Origin of the sequence: Micromonospora sp. CV4 (assembly GCF_003667455.1) — a bacterium.
Lineage (GTDB): Bacteria > Actinomycetota > Actinomycetes > Mycobacteriales > Micromonosporaceae > Micromonospora.
Genome location: NZ_RCVI01000287.1, coordinates 43,298 through 59,187 on the forward strand (window position 1 = coordinate 43,298; position 15,890 = coordinate 59,187).

Annotated in this window: 12 protein-coding genes and 1 tRNA gene; 3 read left to right on the forward strand and 10 right to left on the reverse strand. The window is 68.5% G+C overall.

Annotated features, from left to right (window positions below; translation table 11 throughout):
* Window positions 1-257: 257 nt before the first annotated feature.
* From fxsT to EAD98_RS19105, 4 genes are all read right to left on the reverse strand, one after another.
* Entirely contained in the window at window positions 258-2,984 is a 2,727-nt protein-coding gene (gene fxsT, locus EAD98_RS19090) for an FxSxx-COOH system tetratricopeptide repeat protein (RefSeq protein ID WP_121655409.1), read from the reverse strand.
* Window positions 2,981-4,174, reverse strand: coding sequence for a trypsin-like peptidase domain-containing protein (locus EAD98_RS19095; RefSeq protein WP_121655410.1), 1,194 nt, complete (start codon window positions 4,172-4,174; stop codon window positions 2,981-2,983). The genes fxsT and EAD98_RS19095 overlap by 4 nt, the downstream gene beginning before the upstream one ends.
* A gap of 3 nt (window positions 4,175-4,177) precedes the next feature.
* Window positions 4,178-4,480 carry a CU044_2847 family protein gene (locus tag EAD98_RS19100; protein WP_121655411.1) on the reverse strand — a complete coding sequence of 101 codons (303 nt, stop codon included), beginning with the start codon at window positions 4,478-4,480 and terminating at the stop codon, window positions 4,178-4,180.
* A gap of 1,169 nt (window positions 4,481-5,649) precedes the next feature.
* Window positions 5,650-5,733, reverse strand: a tRNA-Tyr gene (locus tag EAD98_RS19105).
* Between the two features lie 147 nt (window positions 5,734-5,880).
* On the opposite strand from EAD98_RS19105, the gene EAD98_RS19110 reads away from it, so the two are divergent.
* Both EAD98_RS19110 and EAD98_RS19115 read left to right on the forward strand, forming a co-directional pair.
* Window positions 5,881-6,375 (forward strand): YajQ family cyclic di-GMP-binding protein, encoded by a 495-nt coding sequence (locus EAD98_RS19110; protein WP_089018926.1) that lies wholly within the window; start codon window positions 5,881-5,883, stop codon window positions 6,373-6,375.
* Between the two features lie 109 nt (window positions 6,376-6,484).
* The gene (locus tag EAD98_RS19115; RefSeq protein ID WP_121655412.1) at window positions 6,485-7,126 is read left to right on the forward strand and encodes an SAM-dependent methyltransferase; all 642 of its coding nucleotides are present in this window, start codon (window positions 6,485-6,487) and stop codon (window positions 7,124-7,126) included.
* Here EAD98_RS19115 and EAD98_RS19120 read toward each other — a convergent pair.
* Window positions 7,120-7,647, reverse strand: coding sequence for a dihydrofolate reductase family protein (locus EAD98_RS19120; protein ID WP_121655413.1), 528 nt, complete (start codon window positions 7,645-7,647; stop codon window positions 7,120-7,122). The two genes, EAD98_RS19115 and EAD98_RS19120, sit on opposite strands and share 7 nt — an antisense overlap.
* A gap of 95 nt (window positions 7,648-7,742) precedes the next feature.
* Between EAD98_RS19120 and EAD98_RS31620 the strand changes: the two genes are divergently transcribed.
* The gene (locus tag EAD98_RS31620; protein WP_233583887.1) at window positions 7,743-8,504 is read left to right on the forward strand and encodes a MerR family transcriptional regulator; all 762 of its coding nucleotides are present in this window, start codon (window positions 7,743-7,745) and stop codon (window positions 8,502-8,504) included.
* A gap of 49 nt (window positions 8,505-8,553) precedes the next feature.
* On the opposite strand, the gene EAD98_RS19135 is transcribed toward EAD98_RS31620, so the two are convergent.
* The 5 genes from EAD98_RS19135 to EAD98_RS19155 form a co-directional block, all read right to left on the reverse strand.
* Complete coding sequence (locus tag EAD98_RS19135; protein ID WP_121655414.1) at window positions 8,554-9,813, reverse strand: MFS transporter; 1,260 nt, start codon at window positions 9,811-9,813, stop codon at window positions 8,554-8,556.
* A 142-nt stretch (window positions 9,814-9,955) separates the two neighbouring features.
* Window positions 9,956-10,831, reverse strand: a complete 876-nt coding sequence (htpX, locus tag EAD98_RS19140) for a zinc metalloprotease HtpX (protein WP_121655420.1) — start codon at window positions 10,829-10,831, stop codon at window positions 9,956-9,958.
* 133 nt (window positions 10,832-10,964) lie between these two features.
* Window positions 10,965-12,455, reverse strand: a complete 1,491-nt coding sequence (locus EAD98_RS19145; RefSeq protein ID WP_121655415.1) for an NADH-quinone oxidoreductase subunit N — start codon at window positions 12,453-12,455, stop codon at window positions 10,965-10,967.
* Entirely contained in the window at window positions 12,452-13,960 is a 1,509-nt protein-coding gene (locus tag EAD98_RS19150) for a NuoM family protein (protein WP_121655416.1), read from the reverse strand. Before EAD98_RS19150 ends, EAD98_RS19145 begins: the two co-directional genes overlap by 4 nt.
* Complete coding sequence (locus EAD98_RS19155; protein ID WP_121655417.1) at window positions 13,957-15,885, reverse strand: NADH-quinone oxidoreductase subunit L; 1,929 nt, start codon at window positions 15,883-15,885, stop codon at window positions 13,957-13,959. The genes EAD98_RS19150 and EAD98_RS19155 overlap by 4 nt, the downstream gene beginning before the upstream one ends.
* Window positions 15,886-15,890: the final 5 nt, after the last annotated feature.

Consider the following 15,890-nt stretch of genomic DNA (forward strand, 5'->3'; position numbering starts at 1 on the left):
AAAGGCGCACTTCGCAGTTACGGGCCGTACACGCCGCCGCCAGGCGCGGGCCTGCGCGCCGCTGTCTCCGCTCCAGCCCGCCTCTGCCCGGCGGTTGGCGCTTAACGTGCACAGCCCGCAAAGCCACCGCAAAACAACCGACCGTTGACGGCGCTGCTGTGGGCTGGCAACCGCGCGGCCAGGAGCGAGCATGGCCTGATCCCCAGTGGTGCACCTGCCCTGTTGGAACGCGACAAGGGAGGACAAGGGCTCCCTAGCTAATCCAGCACCTCCACCTGATCCAGGAAGAGACGCCGTCGCGTGGATGAGAGCGCTGGATCATCATCATCGTGAGAGCGCATGGTCTCCACCAGACGCCGGGTTCGGCTCATAACTCGATAGGCGCCTTCGTCACGAAGAAGGGCTAGTTCTCGGACCGCCCCTACGGTCTTCGGATGCTTAGGCCCGAGTGATTCTCGAAGAAGCTCCACTAAGTGTTCGAACAGGTTCTCGGCCCGGCCGACATCGCCTGCCCGGCGCGTTATGCCAGCAAGGATATAGAGCGCCTCTATTGTCGATGGGTGCTGAGCCCCAACAGCGTCTCGACGTCTGCCGTAAGCACGCTCAGCGAACACAAAAGACGCCGCTGCATCACCCATATCATCACTCACCGCAGCCAGTACGTCGAGGGCGCTCACCGTCAGGGGATGGTATTCACCCAAGGCACGTCCGGCACCTGCGAAGGCGTTCTCAGCTAAAGAAAGGGCACCCGTGCAATCACCCCGCCTCCGCAATACCTGGGCCAGCCCCAAGAGACTCACTATGGTCTCGGGATGAGCTGAGCCGTATACCAGGTGCTTGTCATTCAACACCTCGCGATAGACCGATTCAGCGTTATCCAGCTTGCCCAGCTCATCAAGCACCGTAGCCCAGTTATGGCGAGCCGTCACCAACGCAGCAAACACCTCGGGGCTCATTGCTGTAGCTACCTTGAGGGTAGAGTGCAGACTCTGGTAGAGGCTGTCGGCGTCGCCCAAGCGCCCGGAATCCGCTAGAGCGGCAGCCAAGTTATTGGCAAACGCCACTAGCGGACCATCGATTGTTGTACTAGAAACCCGACTAAGCCTTCGCTGGAATATATCGACCCCGACCTGAACTGCCTGAGCCCAGTCGCCTTCGTCTGCCCACACGACCGCAAGGTCGTTCAGTAGGACGTCGCTAATATCTCGCGGCGAAGAATCAGATTGGAGGACGGCAGAAGCAGCACGCTGCAGATACAGAAGCGAAGAACGAGTGTCGCCCCGAGAAAAAAGATACTTGCCAAGCCGGTGCAGTACAAGCTGAGCAGTCAGGCTGTCATCTCCGGTCGTCTGCTGCAGAATAGATGCAGCATGCGGCGCCAGACTTCCGCAGGTCCTCCAGTACCTACGGTCATCGGCCTGCTCAGGGAAACTAAGCTCCATCCAGTGCAGCAGATGGCGCCGAACGAGATCTTGGCGCTCGGCAGACATCTGAGACCGGACGACTTGTTGCACCAGGGGATGGACGACAACGCTCTCGTCCGCGGCAAACTCAATGAGCGCGTATCGTGACAACGAACGTAATGGACCTGCCGATATATTGAGCGCCGGCTCCAGCTCTCGCAGGAGGTCGAGTTCGATTGGGCTTGTCTCTAGGAAGACAAAGTATTCGAGGAGATTCCTCGACCAAGGGTCTCGCTCCATAACTGCGTCGACCGAGAGCGTGCACGCGGCGAGCAAAACGACACTGGCGCGTTGCTCGTCGGACAACCGCCGAAGCCGCGGGTGCTGGGCAAGCTGCCGGCTGGAGCGACGACGGTAAGTCCCGACCCGCTTGAGGTAGTCCTCGAAGCTAACCCCCGTGGCCGAGATGTATGCGGACGCCTGCTCTAGGGCTAATGCTAAATTGCCCAACTCCCGCGCAACCTTGTGCGCTCCTGTGCCGTCCTCGCTCCCGGTCCTAGCAAGCAAGAAGTCCACAGCTGCCTTGTCGGGAAGAACGTCCACATAGACGCGTCGAGCGTTTGCTGGAACCTTCGACGGGTTCCGTGCCGTTATCAGAACGTGGCCGTGCCCTTTGGAGGGAAGCGCTCGCTGTACAGAGGCTGGCTCGTCAACGTCATCAAAAACCAAAAGCCATCGACTGTCTGTTGTCTCAAGCCATTCGCGAACCCTGGGGCCGGCGTCTCTCCAACTACTATCATGGGGCGCCCAAACACCGAGTTCTTGACCTAGTTGGGCGATATCTTCGTTCATTGATGATTGAGCCGAGGACCGTATCCACCAAACCACGTCGTAATCTTGACGGAAACGATGAGCATACTCCGCAGCTAGACGACTCTTGCCAACACCGCCTTGACCCGTTAAGCCGTGAGTGAGAATCGCCGACTTGCTGTTCGCGGCCTCTCGATAAAGTATGTCGAGTAAATCTCCGCGACCTGTAAAGTACGTCTTCGAGTCGAGGGGAACGCGCCATATAGCAGGGTGCTCTAGCGCCGTCCTGGGATTCTCTTGCTCGTCAGCGGCGCCGATTGCCAAGCGTGAAATCCACGTGCTAATGCTGGGCTTAGTCACCCCTCGCGCTGGAGGAACACGTCGGATAACCCGGTCGATAAGATCAGGGGACAGCATGTCGACGCTGAGGGTTTCGAACGGCCCCAGGTAGTAAGCTGCATCGACGTCGTCCAGGATGACTGGCACGATGGGAGTAGTACGCCCGACCGTACACGTGATCCAGTCATTCCGGCTGAATGCTCCTGCAGCAACGTAAGATCGACTAATAAGGATGACGACGGCGTCCGAGTTCGCGACTGCTTGGTCGAAGATTGCCAGAAAGTCCTGACCCGGTCGAATATGAGTCGATTCGAGCCGAACCTCGCAACCAGCCACACGAAGCCGCCGGCCAACCTCAGCTGCTCGTGCAGCATCCCCAGGCGCATAACTCAGGAAGACCCTGGTGAGCGCGCTGCCCTCGATGCGAGTCATGCACCACCCTCGATCCGTTGGCTGTTCCTTAGGGTAACTTGCGGTAGCCGCGAGCGCGATAGCGTTGTCGGCTTCTTGTGTATCAGGCGTTCGGGGAACCTAGGAGCTGGCAGCTTAGGCCGTCGCGTCGCCGCAGCAAGCCCTTCGATCAGCGCCTCGCTGACCTCGTCCTCGGTGCCGCAGCCCCGTAGATCGATCGGCTCGATGTCATAAATAAAATTCGGAATCTTTCCTGGGTCGACGCGGACCGGAATGATCTCTCCGGCAATCTCCCCGTTCGCCATCCAGTCGATCTCGGTCTGATGCGAAGGAGAATCGCACTTCAGCGTCGAGGGGGACAGGATCAGCAGGACGTTAGGGTATTTCTGATGCGCGTCTCTGAGCGACGGTAAATAGTTAGTACCTGGCACGACGTATTCACCCCGGACGCGAGCCCCGATACCCTCTCGGCGCAATACGGTCCCGATCCACCGCGCGACGTCCAGGTCGGCATTGCTGTGACTGATGCAGTACCCATCTTCGGGCTCACCGTCGATGGTTATTTCTAGCTGGCCCTGGTCGAGAGATTGCAAGTACGTGGATTGGCTGAGGACGGCAGAAATGGGGGTGGCATAAATCGTCCCCCCGATGGCGAAATCTGGCGCTTCCAAACGCTCCGGATTCCATCGGATCAAGCCAACCGCTGCCCGGTCAATCCCATTTATGAGTACTGGCGCCCCACTATATCCGTGCAAGGACAGGGTGGCCGACTGGACGCAGTGCAGTTGCAGAGCGGGAGCGCCCTCAAATATCCTTCCATTCACGTCGACAATATGACCGGACACAGCGAAGTAATGCGGCGAGAAGGGCCTTTCAAGAGGCCACCCGATACTGGTAAAGGGAGCCTGCACCCGCGCGTCATTCACTATCTTGAGTGGCGCCAAATCATCTGGCAGGTCCTTCTCAAGCTCAAGCACTGCCACGTCTAGCTCGGGTATCGGCTCGACTACCTCCGCCGGAATGAACCGGTCATGAAACCAGATGCTCACCCGGCTGTGCCGGACGGTTTTCGATTCCCTATCACCGACACAATGGAACGCAGTCAGTGCAGCTGTCGCTGATACCGCGAACGCACTGCCTACTAGTGCCTCAACAGAAGGGTTGTCTGCATCTTGACATAACCCACCTATTGCAGGAGATGCATCTGCCATCAGCTACTCGCGGCTCCAGCTCAACGAGACTTCGAAGCTCGCTCCAGCCGACGTTCGTGAAACAATCACGCCGGCTTCGGTTTCAAGATCGAGTGAGAACGATATCTGAGCCTCGGTCAAGCGCCAGGCCCCGTCTTGCGTGTCGCTCTCGGCTGTGGCCAAACGATCTTGAAGTCGCCCCGAGACCTCGATGATCGAGTCGCCCAACTCGTTGATTCGATCTTTAAGCTTCTCGACCAGCCTCCCTCCGGAGAGATCCCCTCGTGCGCCCACCCTTGGCACCACCTGGACATGAATCTCGGTCACGATTGATCGACCCCCCAGCGTCATTGCCGCAGGCCGGAGTTTACCAATCGGTTTCAGGTACGCAACCCACGACTCTTCTTATCCGTCAAGATCCGTAGCATCCCTTGTATGAACTGTATTGATTTGGTCCGTTTTGGCTCAGGTACTAGCGAGTAGCCTTGGTGTGCATGACGGCCAAACGGGGGTCAAAGCGGATCTTGTGTTTAGGCATCTCGGAGGGATGCCAGGTCCATGTCGGCCATTCAGGAGTCGATAATCTCTCATGCGATTGCTTAACAGGCCGAAGTAGGGACACTTGTCAAACCGCTAGTCAGCGACACTTTCGTGTGCGGGCCAGGACGAGCGCAGAGCTGCACGTTCGGTGTTATCGGCGTCTGTCGCTAGCCAATTTGTCGCCCTGAGTCACTGCCGATTTCGCCTGTTCTGAATCAAGGCACCGCGCTCCGCGCGGTGCGGGGCGGCAATCCCGGCCGGCGGCAAGCCGCCTCGGCCGCCTCCGGCGCCGAGGCGGTGAGCCACCGACAGCCGCCGGGACACCGCCCCCGTCAAAGGCAGGACCGAGCCCCAGCGAGGCCGTGACGGAAGCCGACAGGGCTCGCCTGGTCGTGTGGTCCGGGCTTCCGGCTGCCGCGCCAGTCCGACCCCGGGACTGGCTTGCCACCGTGTCACCGGGCCGCGGAAGCAGCTCCACCACCAGGATGTCCCCGGCATCACAAAGCTGCGGCGCCCGCGCCGGCAGAATGATGGCGTGATGACCGAGCCCGTCACCGCAGGCCGAGCGGCACTGGTGGACGACCTGGAAGGGCTGCCCGGTAGCTCTGGCGGCTGTCGTCTTGCCCTGGCGTTGGATGCTCCGGTCTTCCTTCGTACCGGCGACGTCTGGTGGGTTGAGGATGAGGTGCTGTACGTCCAACGCGGAGACGCTCCGGCCGTGGCGCATCCAGGGCGCCTCGAATGGCGCCGGAAGTGGTAGCACGCGTGGTGCCTCGGGCACCGAGGGCCACAAGACACGCCGTTCCCCGCTGATGACGGCGCACGAGCAGCAAGATCGACCCGCCCACGATCTGCCCACAACCAGTCGTCAACGGCTGGACTCGGCCGGACTCGGCCGGACAAACGACAACGGCCCCTGATCAGCATCTCTGCTGGTCAGGGGCCGTGTCTGCACCTGGTGGCGGGTAGAGGATTCGAACCTCTGTAGCTTTCGCGACGGATTTACAGTCCGCTCCCATTGGCCGCTCGGGCAACCCGCCAGGGCACCCCACCGCGTCGCAACGCGGCGGCGGAAGCAAGGATAGCGGCTCCACCCGGCACCGACGCAACCGGGTACGGTCAGGGGGTCGTGCCGCCGGTAGGGCGGCCGACGGCAGGCCCAGACCGCCGGACAGCAGGAGCAGAGCATGGCAGCGAACCCGTCGTTCGACATCGTGAGCAAGGTCGACCGCCAGGAGGTCGACAACGCCCTCCGCCAGGCGGAGAAGGAGCTCTCGACGCGGTTCGACTTCCGCGGCACCGGTGCGGAGATCTCGTGGTCGGGCGAGGAGGCGATCGGCCTCCAGGCGGAGACCGAGGAGCGGGTGCGTGCCGCGCTGGACGTGTTCAAGGAGAAGCTGGTCAAGCGGAACATCTCGCTGAAGTCGTTGGACGCCGGTGAGGCGCGCCCGTCGGGCAAGGTGTTCAAGATCGACTGCAAGGTGATCCAGGGCATCGAGACGGACAAGGCCAAGGCGATCAGCAAGAAGATCCGCGACGAGGGCCCCAAGGGCGTCCAGGCCCAGATCCAGGGCGACCAGCTCCGCGTCACCGGCAAGAAGAGGGACGACCTCCAGGCGGTCATCTCGCTGCTCAAGGGCGAGGACTTCGGCGTCGCGCTCCAGTTCACCAATTACCGGTAGGGCGGCGACAGCCCGGGTGGACGGATCGACCATGCCATGTGACCTGGGCACACATCGGGTCCCCCCGGCGGGGCATCGGTGTGAGCTTCGCTCTGACTAGGTAGCCCGGATGACCGCCCAGACGCACTGGCAGGCGTGGCATGAGCCCTACGCTGACGCGAGCTCTCCGCTGTCGCGTCGGCTGCGGCTGGTCCAGCAGCACATCGCCTCGTGGCTTGATGGGCGTCCCGACGGGCGGCTGACTGTGGTGAGCGCGTGTGCGGGGCAGGGTCATGACCTCATCGGTGCCCTCGCCTCAAGGTCTGATGCTCAGCGTGTACACGGGACCCTGCTTGAGTACGACGCTGGCAATGTGGCTGCCGCTCAGGCCGCCGCTGACCAGGCCGGGCTCGCCAAGATGGTGATCAGGCAGGCGGACGCGGGCCAGCTGTCTTCGTATGCGGGGGCGGTTCCGGCCGACCTGGTGCTCATGGTCGGGGTCTTCGGCAACATCTCGGACTCAGACGTCGAGCGAACCGTTGCCGCCCTGCCCCGGCTGTGTGCTGAGGGCGCCACCGTGATCTGGACCAGGACCCGGCGAGACCCGGACCTGACGCCAGCAGTACGGGAGTGGCTTCGGAATGCCGGCTTCGTGGAGCAGGCGTTCCACGCTCCGGACGAGGTTCGGTTCTCCGTCGGCGTTCACCGGTTCGAAGGTCCTCCGCGGCCGCTGGACCCACCGGGAACCGTTTTCACGTTCCTGGCTCAGTAGGTGACGCGGTACCAGTGCGCGGTCTCGCCGGGGATCGGCGCCAGCCGCACCGTGGTCCCTCCCGGCTGGTCGAACATGCGCACCCCGTCACCGAGCAGCACCGGGGCGAAGAACATCAGGATCTCGTCGAGCAGTCCGGCCTCGATGCACTGTTTGGCGACGTTCGCGCCGAGCATGTTCACATACTTGTCTCCGGCGGCTTCCTTGGCCCGCGCGACGGCGGTGTGCAGGTCGCCGGCGAACGTGACGTCCGGGACGGGCTCGGCCGGCGGCCGGTGGGTGAGCACGACGACCGGTCCGTGGTACTGGCCGCCGAAGGCGCCCTCGCTGTCGGTGCCGCGGTTCGGGTCGTCGCCGCCGAAGGTGTTGTTGCCGGCCAGGATCGCGCCGACGTTGGCCAACAGGTGGTCCGCCGTCGGGTTCTCGCCGACGAGGTGCTCGGTCAGCCAGGACATGTCACCGCCGGGGCCGGCGATGTAGCCGTCGAGCGATGCCGTCGCGGAGTACAGCAGCTTTGCCATGGGTCTCCTTCCACCGGTCGGTCCGGTAGACCGTCTGGAGCCGTACCGGGTGTGCGCTTGCATCCGGTACCCGGGTACGGGCTTACCGTCGAGTGGTGAGCGACCGACACCCCGCAACGGACGATACGTGGGTTCCCGACTCCTGCCGCCTGCCCACGGCCGAGCAACCCGTCCGCCTCGCCGAGTTCGACCGCTTCTTCGCCGACGTCGTCCGACGGCTCGACCGGCCGTCCGCGCAGCTCCTGCGGCTGCATCTGGTCGGCACGGCGGAGGCCGAGCGCCGCGCCCGGGATCTGACCGCCCGCGAGTCGGCGTGCTGCTCGTTCTTCACCTTCGACGTCACCCGGTCCGGCCCGGACGCGCTGACGCTCGACGTACGGGTGCCGGCCTCACAGGTGGGCGTCCTCGACGCCCTCGCGGAGCGGGCGCGGCCCGCCGGGGTGCCCGGGTCGTGGTTGCGCAGCGGTCAGCTGGCCAGCGCCGCGGGAGTGAACCCGCAGACGCTGCGCTACTACGAACGTCGCGGCCTGCTGGCGGCACCACGGCGCTCGCCCGGTGGGCACCGGCTGTACCCGGTGGAGGCGGTCACCCGGCTGCGGATCATCAAGACCGCGCAGCGGCTCGGCTTCACCCTCGGCGAGGTCGCCGACCTGCTCCACGCCGGTCAGCGCCAGCGCCGCCCGAGCAACGGCGGACTGCCGGCTCAGGCCACCGCGAAGCTGGCCGAGGTGGAACAACGGCTGGCCGACCTCACGGCCGTCCGGGACTCCCTGCGGGCGGCGATCTCGGCGGGCTGTGACGACCTGGTCGAATGCGCCGGCAGCTCCTGCTGCCCGCTGCCGTTCGAGCAGGCCTGACCGCGCGAGGCAGGCAGGGGGGTCAGGCGGTGACGGGCAGGCAGGTGGGTCAGGCGGCGACGGGCTCGTCGGTGCGTACCGTCGAGATTTCCGCGCGGGCGATGGGCCCGGCGGGCAGCGCGGCGACCGCGGCCCCGACGGCGACCGACGCCCCCGCGAACAGGAACGCCCACGGCACACCCCCGGCGTGGTCCACGATCAGGCCGGCCACCGCGCCGCCGGCGGCGCTCGCCGCCACCGACATGGTCACCACCCAGGTGTACGCCTCGTTCAGCATGCTGGCCGGCGCGATCCGGCCGACCAGGGTGTTCTCCAGGGTCAGCGCGGGCGCGATGGTGGCCCCGCCGACGACCAGGGCGACGCCCAGCGCCAGAGGCGTGGGCATGACCGCGAACACCACGAAGGTGCCGGCGAGCGCGGCGAGCAGCATGGCGAACTGCCGGGTCATGTTCGGTGACGGCCGGCGAACACCGAACCAGAATCCGCCGATCGCGCTGCCGATCCCCCAGACCGCCAGCAGGATCCCGGCCAGGCTCTCCGGGTCGTCGGCGGTGTAGTTGCCGGCGTACGCCGGAACGATCACGCCGGCGGCGCCGAACGCGATGCCGAGGCTGGCCACGCAGACCAGCAGGGCCGGGAAGCCACCCACCCGCAGCGGGCCGAGCCCACGAGCGTGGTGCTCGCGCGAGTGCGGACGCCAGCCACGCATCACCCGGCCGAGGGCCACGGCGGTGGTGCCGACCAGGGTGACCACGGCCGCTCCGATCAGCGCGGCCGCCGCGTCGGCGAACAGCACGAACCCGGCGACGAGCAGCGGGCCGAGCACGAAGACGATCTCGAACAACGAGGTCTCCGCGGCCAGGGCGGTGTTGCGCAGGTGGAACCGGTCGGAGCCGGGGCCGGTCAGGTCGTTCCACGCGCCACGGATCGCGGCGGTGAGCGGCGGGTAGGTCGCCCCGGCGACGCCGGCGGCCAGGTAGATGGCGGCAAGGGCGTCGTCGCCCGACCGGCTGGCCAGCAGCAGCCCGATCAGCGCCAGCGGGTGGGCCACGGCGGTGACCAGCAGAACCGGGCTCGGGCCGACCCGGTCGGCGATCCGACCGGCCACCGGGCTGAGCGCGGCACCGGCGACGGCGTAGATCCCGCCGGCCACGGCGGCGAGCGAGTATCGCCCGGTCACCTGCTCGACCACCAGCAGCAGCGCCAGCGGGGTCATACCGATCCCGAGCCGCCCGATGATGCCGGTGACCAGCAGCATCGGCGCGCCGGGGATCCGCCAGACACCCAGATACTGGCGCAGTGCGGACACCGTGAACCTCCGAGGAATGTAATGAGCGTGAGCCGTTAGGACCCTAACGCCGGCGATGGCCCAGAGGTACCGGATATCGCGGTCGACACAGCACTCCGCCCGCACCCGGAGTGGGTGCGGGCGGAGGTGGGCGATCAGCGGGTCAGCGCTGGAACTGCACCGGCCCCGCGTTGGCGGCCATCTGCTCCAGCCGGGCGACCCGGTCCTCCATCTTGGGGTGGGTGGAGAAGAGCGCAGCCACACCGCCGCCCCGGAACGGGTTGGCGATCATGAGGTGCGCGGTGCTGGTGAGCTGTCCCTGTGCCGGCAGCGGCCGCCGTCGGGCCACCGCATCGATCTTGCGAAGCGCGCTCGCGAGGGCCAGCGGGTCACGACTCAACTCAGCGCCCGAGGCGTCCGCCTGGAACTCGCGGCTCCGGCTGATCGCCAACTGGATGACGGTGGCCGCGATCGGCCCCAGGATCAGGGTCAGCAGCAGCACGGCCGGGTTCGGCCGGTCCTCGTCGTCCCCACCGCCCAACGGGATGAAGAAGGCGATGTTCGCCAGGAACGTGATGATGCCGGCCAGACCGGCCGCCACGCTGGAGATCAGGATGTCCCGGTTGTAGACGTGTGACAGCTCGTGCCCGATCACACCGCGCAGCTCGCGGTAGTCGAGGATCTCGGTGATGCCCTGGGTCACGCAGACCGCCGCGTGCTCCGGGTTGCGACCCGTGGCGAACGCGTTGGGCTGTGCGGTCGGGCTGACGTAGAGCCGTGGCATCGGCTTCTGCGCCTCGGTCGCCAGCTCCCGCACCATCCGGTACAACTCGGGGAACTCCGCCTCGCTGACCGGTTGCGCCCGCATCGAGCGCAGCGCGAGCTTGTCGGAGTAGAAGTAGGAAACGCCGTTCATGACCAACGACACGAGGACGGCGATGACCAAGCCGCCACTGCCGCCGAACCCGTAGCCCACCGCCAGGATCAGGGCGGTGAGCAGGCCGAGCAGCGCGGCGGTCTTCAGACGGTTGTGGTGCACGATCACTCCTTCGGTGCACGGATCGCCGGGATCCGCTGACCGGTGCAACAACCCGGTACCCGCCAACCATCCGTCTCAACGCTGAGAGTTGGCTGAGATCCGCCCGGTCGAGCCGCCGGACGGGTCGGACGGGTCAGCGGCCGGCCAGGTCCAGCACCAGTTGCGGGGCGACACCGAGCACCACGGCGGCCACCGTGGCCACCGCCAGCACCACGCCCACCACCCCCACCAGGGGTACGGCCGCCGCGCCACCGGGCAGCGTCGAGGCCGGCTCCGGCGTCGGCGCCCACAGGGCCGCGGTCACGCGCAGGTAGTAGGCCAGCCCGATCACCGCGTTCACCGCCACCACCAGCGCCAACCAGGCGGCGCCGCCGTCCAGCAGCGCCCGGACCACGGTCACCTTCGCGAACAGCCCGGCCAGCCCGGGAGGCAGACCGGCCAGGCCGACCAGCGCGAGACCAAGCGCCGCCGCCCGCCACGGGTGCCGGCGGGCAGCGCCGCGCAGGTCGTCCAGCGTGCCGCCGTCCGCACCCGCCGGACGCAGCGCGGTCACCCCGGCGAACGCGGCCAGCTCCAGGACCACGAAGAACACGGTGTACGCCACGGCGGCGGCGTACGCCGCATCCCGGGCCTCGACCGTACGGCCGGCGGCCAGCGCCAGCGCGCCCAGCGGGGCGAGGATGTAGCCGGCCTGGGCGACCGAGGACCAGGCGAGCAGCCGGACGGTACGCCGCTGGCGCAGGGCGACCAGGTTGCCGACGGTCATGGTGAGCACCGCGAGCAGCGCGAGCACCGGACCGGTCTGGTCGGCCGGCAACGCCCGCTGCACCACGGCGAGCAGCGCCACCACCCCGCCGAGCTTCGACGCCGTGGACAGGTACGCGGCCACCGGCAGCGGTGCGCCGTCGTAGGTGGCCGGCGCCCAGGCGTGGAACGGCACCGCCGCCACCTTGAAGGCCAGCCCGAGCAGCAGCAACGCCACCGCGGCGGTGGTCAGCGGCAGGTCCCGCAGCTCCGGCCGTTCGGCGAGCAGCGCGCCCAGCCGGTCCAGGTGCAGCCCGCCGGTCACCGCGTACAGCAGCGCGGCGCCGAGCAGGCTCAGCGTGGTGGCCACCACGCTGACCACGAAGAAGGTGACCGCCGCCTCGGCGCTGGCCAGGCTCCCCCGCCGCAGACCGACCAGCACGTACAGCGGCAGGGTCAGCGTCTCCAGGGCGACGATCAGGGTGATCAGATCACCGGCCGCACCGAGCACCACGCCGCCGGTCATCGAGCAGGCGAGCAGGAAGCAGAACTCCCCCACCGGCGACCGGCCGACCCGCAGCGCCGGCACGGACAACCCGAGCACGCCCAGAGTCAGCAGCGCCACCACCGCGCCGACCAGGGCGGCCCGGCCGCCGAAGATCCAGGAACAGTCGGCGCCGACGCAGAACGTCCGCCGCTCCCCACCCGCACCGACCAGGGCGGCACCGACGGCGGTGCCGAGCGCGCCGAGCGCGGCCACGACGACCGTGGCCCGCGGCCGGGCCAGCAGCAGGTCCGTGATGAGCACGAGCACGGCGGTGCCGGCCGCCAGGTAGGCCGGCAGCAGCGCCACGCTGTCCACGCTCTGCACGACGTTCACGGGAAGACCACCCCCACCAGGGCGTCGACCGGGGCCTCGGCGACCCCGAGGACCAACGCCGGGGCCAGCCCGATGGCCAGCGCGAGCAGCACCAGCGGCGCCCACGCGGTCAGCTCCGCCCCCGCGAGGGTGGGACCGACCCGGCCGACGGCGGTGCTCGGACGGCCATGGGTGACGCGGCGCAGCAGCCGCAGGAAGTACGCGGCGGTGAGCGCGCCACCGAACGCGGCCAGCACCCCGAGGGTGGTCCAGAGCGGGCCGCCCACCTGGATCGCCGCGATCACCGCGAACGCCTCCCCCCAGAAGCCGGCCAACCCGGGCAGGCCGAGTGACGCGACAGCCGCGAACGCGAGCAGGCCGGCCAGCCGGGGCGCGGTCTCCCGCAGCCCGGACAGCTCGGCCAGGCTGCCCGTGCCGGTACGGTCCTTCACCGCGCCGGCCAGGAAGAACAGCAGGCCGGTGATCACGCCGTGCGCGACGTTGCCGATCAGCGCCGCCTGGATGCCGGTCGTGGTCAGCGTGGCCACGCCCAGCAGCACGAAGCCCATGTGACCGACGCTGGAGTACGCGATCAGCCGCTTGATCTCGTCCTGCGCGAGGCAGACCAGCGAGCCGATCAGGATCGCGGCGACGGCCAGCACGCCGAGCACCGGCGCCGCCCAGCGGGCACCCTCCGGCGCCACCCCCACCGCCACCCGGATCAGGCCGTACGTGCCCATCTTGAGCAGCACCCCGGCCAGCACGACACTGCCCACCGTGGGTGCCTGGGTGTGCGCGTCGGGCAGCCAGGAGTGCAACGGCCAGAGCGGACTCTTCACCGCGAACGCGAGCGCGAGCAGGGTGAACGCGGCGATCTGGGCGCCCCGGGACAACCCGCCGCCACCGGTCAGCGCCACCACGTCGGCGGTGCCCGCGGCGGCGACCACGACGTACACGCCGACGAGCAGCAGCACCGAGCCGAGCAGGGTGTAGAGCGCGAACTTGCGGGCCGCCCGACGCCGGTCCGCGCCGCCCCAGCCGGCGATGATCGCGTACATCGGCAGCAGGACGACCTCGAAGAAGAGGAAGAACAGCACCAGGTCCAGGGCGAGGAAGGTGCCCAGGATGCCCACCTCGACCACCAGCAGCAGCGCCACCAGGGCCCGACCGCTGCCGCCGCCCGGCACCCGCCACAACGTGTACGCGCAGCAGAGCAGCGTGAGCAGCGCGGTCAGCACCACCAGCGGCCAGGAGATGCCGTCGACGCCGAGGTGGAAGCGCAGATCCAGGCCGGGCACCCACGGCAGGTCCAGTTCGTGCCAGGGCCGCACCGCCGGCGCCCCTGCCGACCAGGCGAACCAGCTCCGGCCCCCGAAGACCAGCGGCACCGCGGCCAGCAGGGTCAGCGCCGCCGCGACCGTGCCGACCAGCCGGGCAGCCCGGTCCCGCGGTGTCGCCGCCACCGCGACCGCGCCGAGCGCCGGCAGCACCAGCACAGCGACCAGCAGCACCTGCCCGAAGCTCATCGGTTTCCTCCGATCAGGGCGGCTGCCAGCCCGATCAACAGCGCGCCGGCCAGCACCCCGGCCGCGGCGCGCGGCAGTGCCGCCCGGTGCAGCGTGGCGAGCCCGGCGCCCAGGCCGGACGCGGCCCGGCCGCTGCCCTCGACCGCACCGTCCACGACCACCTCGTCGCCGGTGCGCGCGGCCCGGGCCAGTGCCCGGAACGGGCGTACCACCAGGGCGTGCTGGACGTCGTCGAGCCGGAACGCGCGGGCGAAGAGCGGCCGCAGCGGGCCCAGCGCGGCCGCCGGGTCGGCGGCGGTGTCCCGGCGCCAGCCCAGCAGCACCAGCCCCGCGCCGACGAGCAGCAGCACGAGCGGGAGCAGCAGCCCCGGCCCGAGGTGGACCAGGCCGTCCTCCGCGCCCGCCACCGGCACGGTGGCGAACCGCAGCCGGTCGGCGAACGCCCCGAGGAACCCGGCCAGGCCGAGCAGCGCGGCCGGCACGGCCAGGAGCAGCACCGGCCAGCGCAGCACCGCCGGCGGGTCGTGCGGCCGGACCAGCGGCAGCCGAGGCTCGCCGAAGAAGGCCCGCAGCAGCAGCCGGCCCGCGTACCAGGCGGTGATCGCCACACCGGCCAGCCCGGCCAGCCAGACCAGCCAGCCCACCCAGGACGGCGCCGGGCCGGTGCCCTCCCGCGCGGCCGCCTCGGCGACCGTCAGCACGCCGTCCTTGCTCCAGAAACCGGCCAACGGCGGCACCCCGGCCAGCGCGCCCAGGCCCACCACCGTGCACCAGAAGGTCACCGGCATGCTGCGGCGCAGCCCGCCCATCTCCGACATCAGGGTGCTGCCCACCGCGTGGATCACCGCGCCTGCGGCGAGGAACAGCAGCGCCTTGAACGCGGCGTGAGTCAGCAGGTGGAACAGCGCCGCCGACGGCGAGCCGACCGCCAGCGCGCCGGTCATGTAGCCCAGTTGGGACACGGTCGACCAGGCCAGCACCCGCTTGATGTCGTCCTGCGCGGTGGCGGCGAGCGCGCCGAGCAGCAGGGTGATCGACCCGATCACCCCGAGCACCGTCAGCGTCACCGGCGCGGCCGTGAACAGCGGATAGAGGCGGGTCACCGCGTACACCCCGGCGGCGACCATCGTCGCGGCATGGATGAGCGCGGAGATCGGCGTCGGGCCGGCCATCGCGTCCGGCAGCCAGGTGTGCAGCGGGAACTGCGCGCTCTTGCCGGCCACGCCGGCCAGCAGCAGCAGGCCGGCGGCGGTCAGGGTCGCCGTGGAGTGGTCGTGGGCGAGCACGTCGGCGATCCGGAAGCTGCCCGCCGACACACCGAGCAGCGCGATGCCGAGCAGGAACCCGACGTCACCGACGCGGGTCACCAGGAACGCCTTCATCGCGGCGGCGGGCGCGCCGGGCAGCCGGCGGTCATGGGCGATGAGCAGGTACGAGCAGAGGCCCATCACCTCCCAGCCGACCAGCAGCATGACCAGGTCGCCGGCGACCACCACCAGCAGCATCGCGGCGGTGAAGAGACTGATCTGCGCGGCGTACGGCGGGTAGCGGTGGTCCACGTCGACGTCGTCGTGCGGGCCGCGCCGCAGGTAGCCGATCGAATAGACCTGCACGGCCAGGGCGACCGCGGTGACCGCCACCGCGACCAGCGCGGCGGCGCCGTCCAGCCGGACGCCCAGGGTCACCGTCAGCCCACCGAGGTCGACCCAGGTGGTCGACGTCTCCTCGGGCCGATCGACCGTCAGCAGGAGCGCGACGGCCAGCGCGAGCGCCCCCGCCGCGCCGCTCACCCCGAGCGCGACGGCCACCCGCCGGGCCCGGTCACCGCCTCCCGCACCGGTGGCGGGCTTCCCCGGAGCCGGCGGCAGCAGCAGGCCGACCACCCCGGCGACCAGCGGTACGGCGGGCAGCAGCGCGCCCAGCACCCCGC

Coding starts and splice junctions, on each gene's coding strand:
- fxsT (WP_121655409.1), bottom strand. CDS start 2,984: ATGACTCGCATCGAGGGCAGCGCGCTCACCAGGGTCTTCCTGAGTTAT.
- EAD98_RS19095 (WP_121655410.1), bottom strand. CDS start 4,174: ATGGCAGATGCATCTCCTGCAATAGGTGGGTTATGTCAAGATGCAGAC.
- EAD98_RS19110 (WP_089018926.1), top strand. CDS start 5,881: ATGGCAGCGAACCCGTCGTTCGACATCGTGAGCAAGGTCGACCGCCAG.
- EAD98_RS19115 (WP_121655412.1), top strand. CDS start 6,485: ATGACCGCCCAGACGCACTGGCAGGCGTGGCATGAGCCCTACGCTGAC.
- EAD98_RS19120 (WP_121655413.1), bottom strand. CDS start 7,647: ATGGCAAAGCTGCTGTACTCCGCGACGGCATCGCTCGACGGCTACATC.
- EAD98_RS19150 (WP_121655416.1), bottom strand. CDS start 13,960: ATGAGCTTCGGGCAGGTGCTGCTGGTCGCTGTGCTGGTGCTGCCGGCG.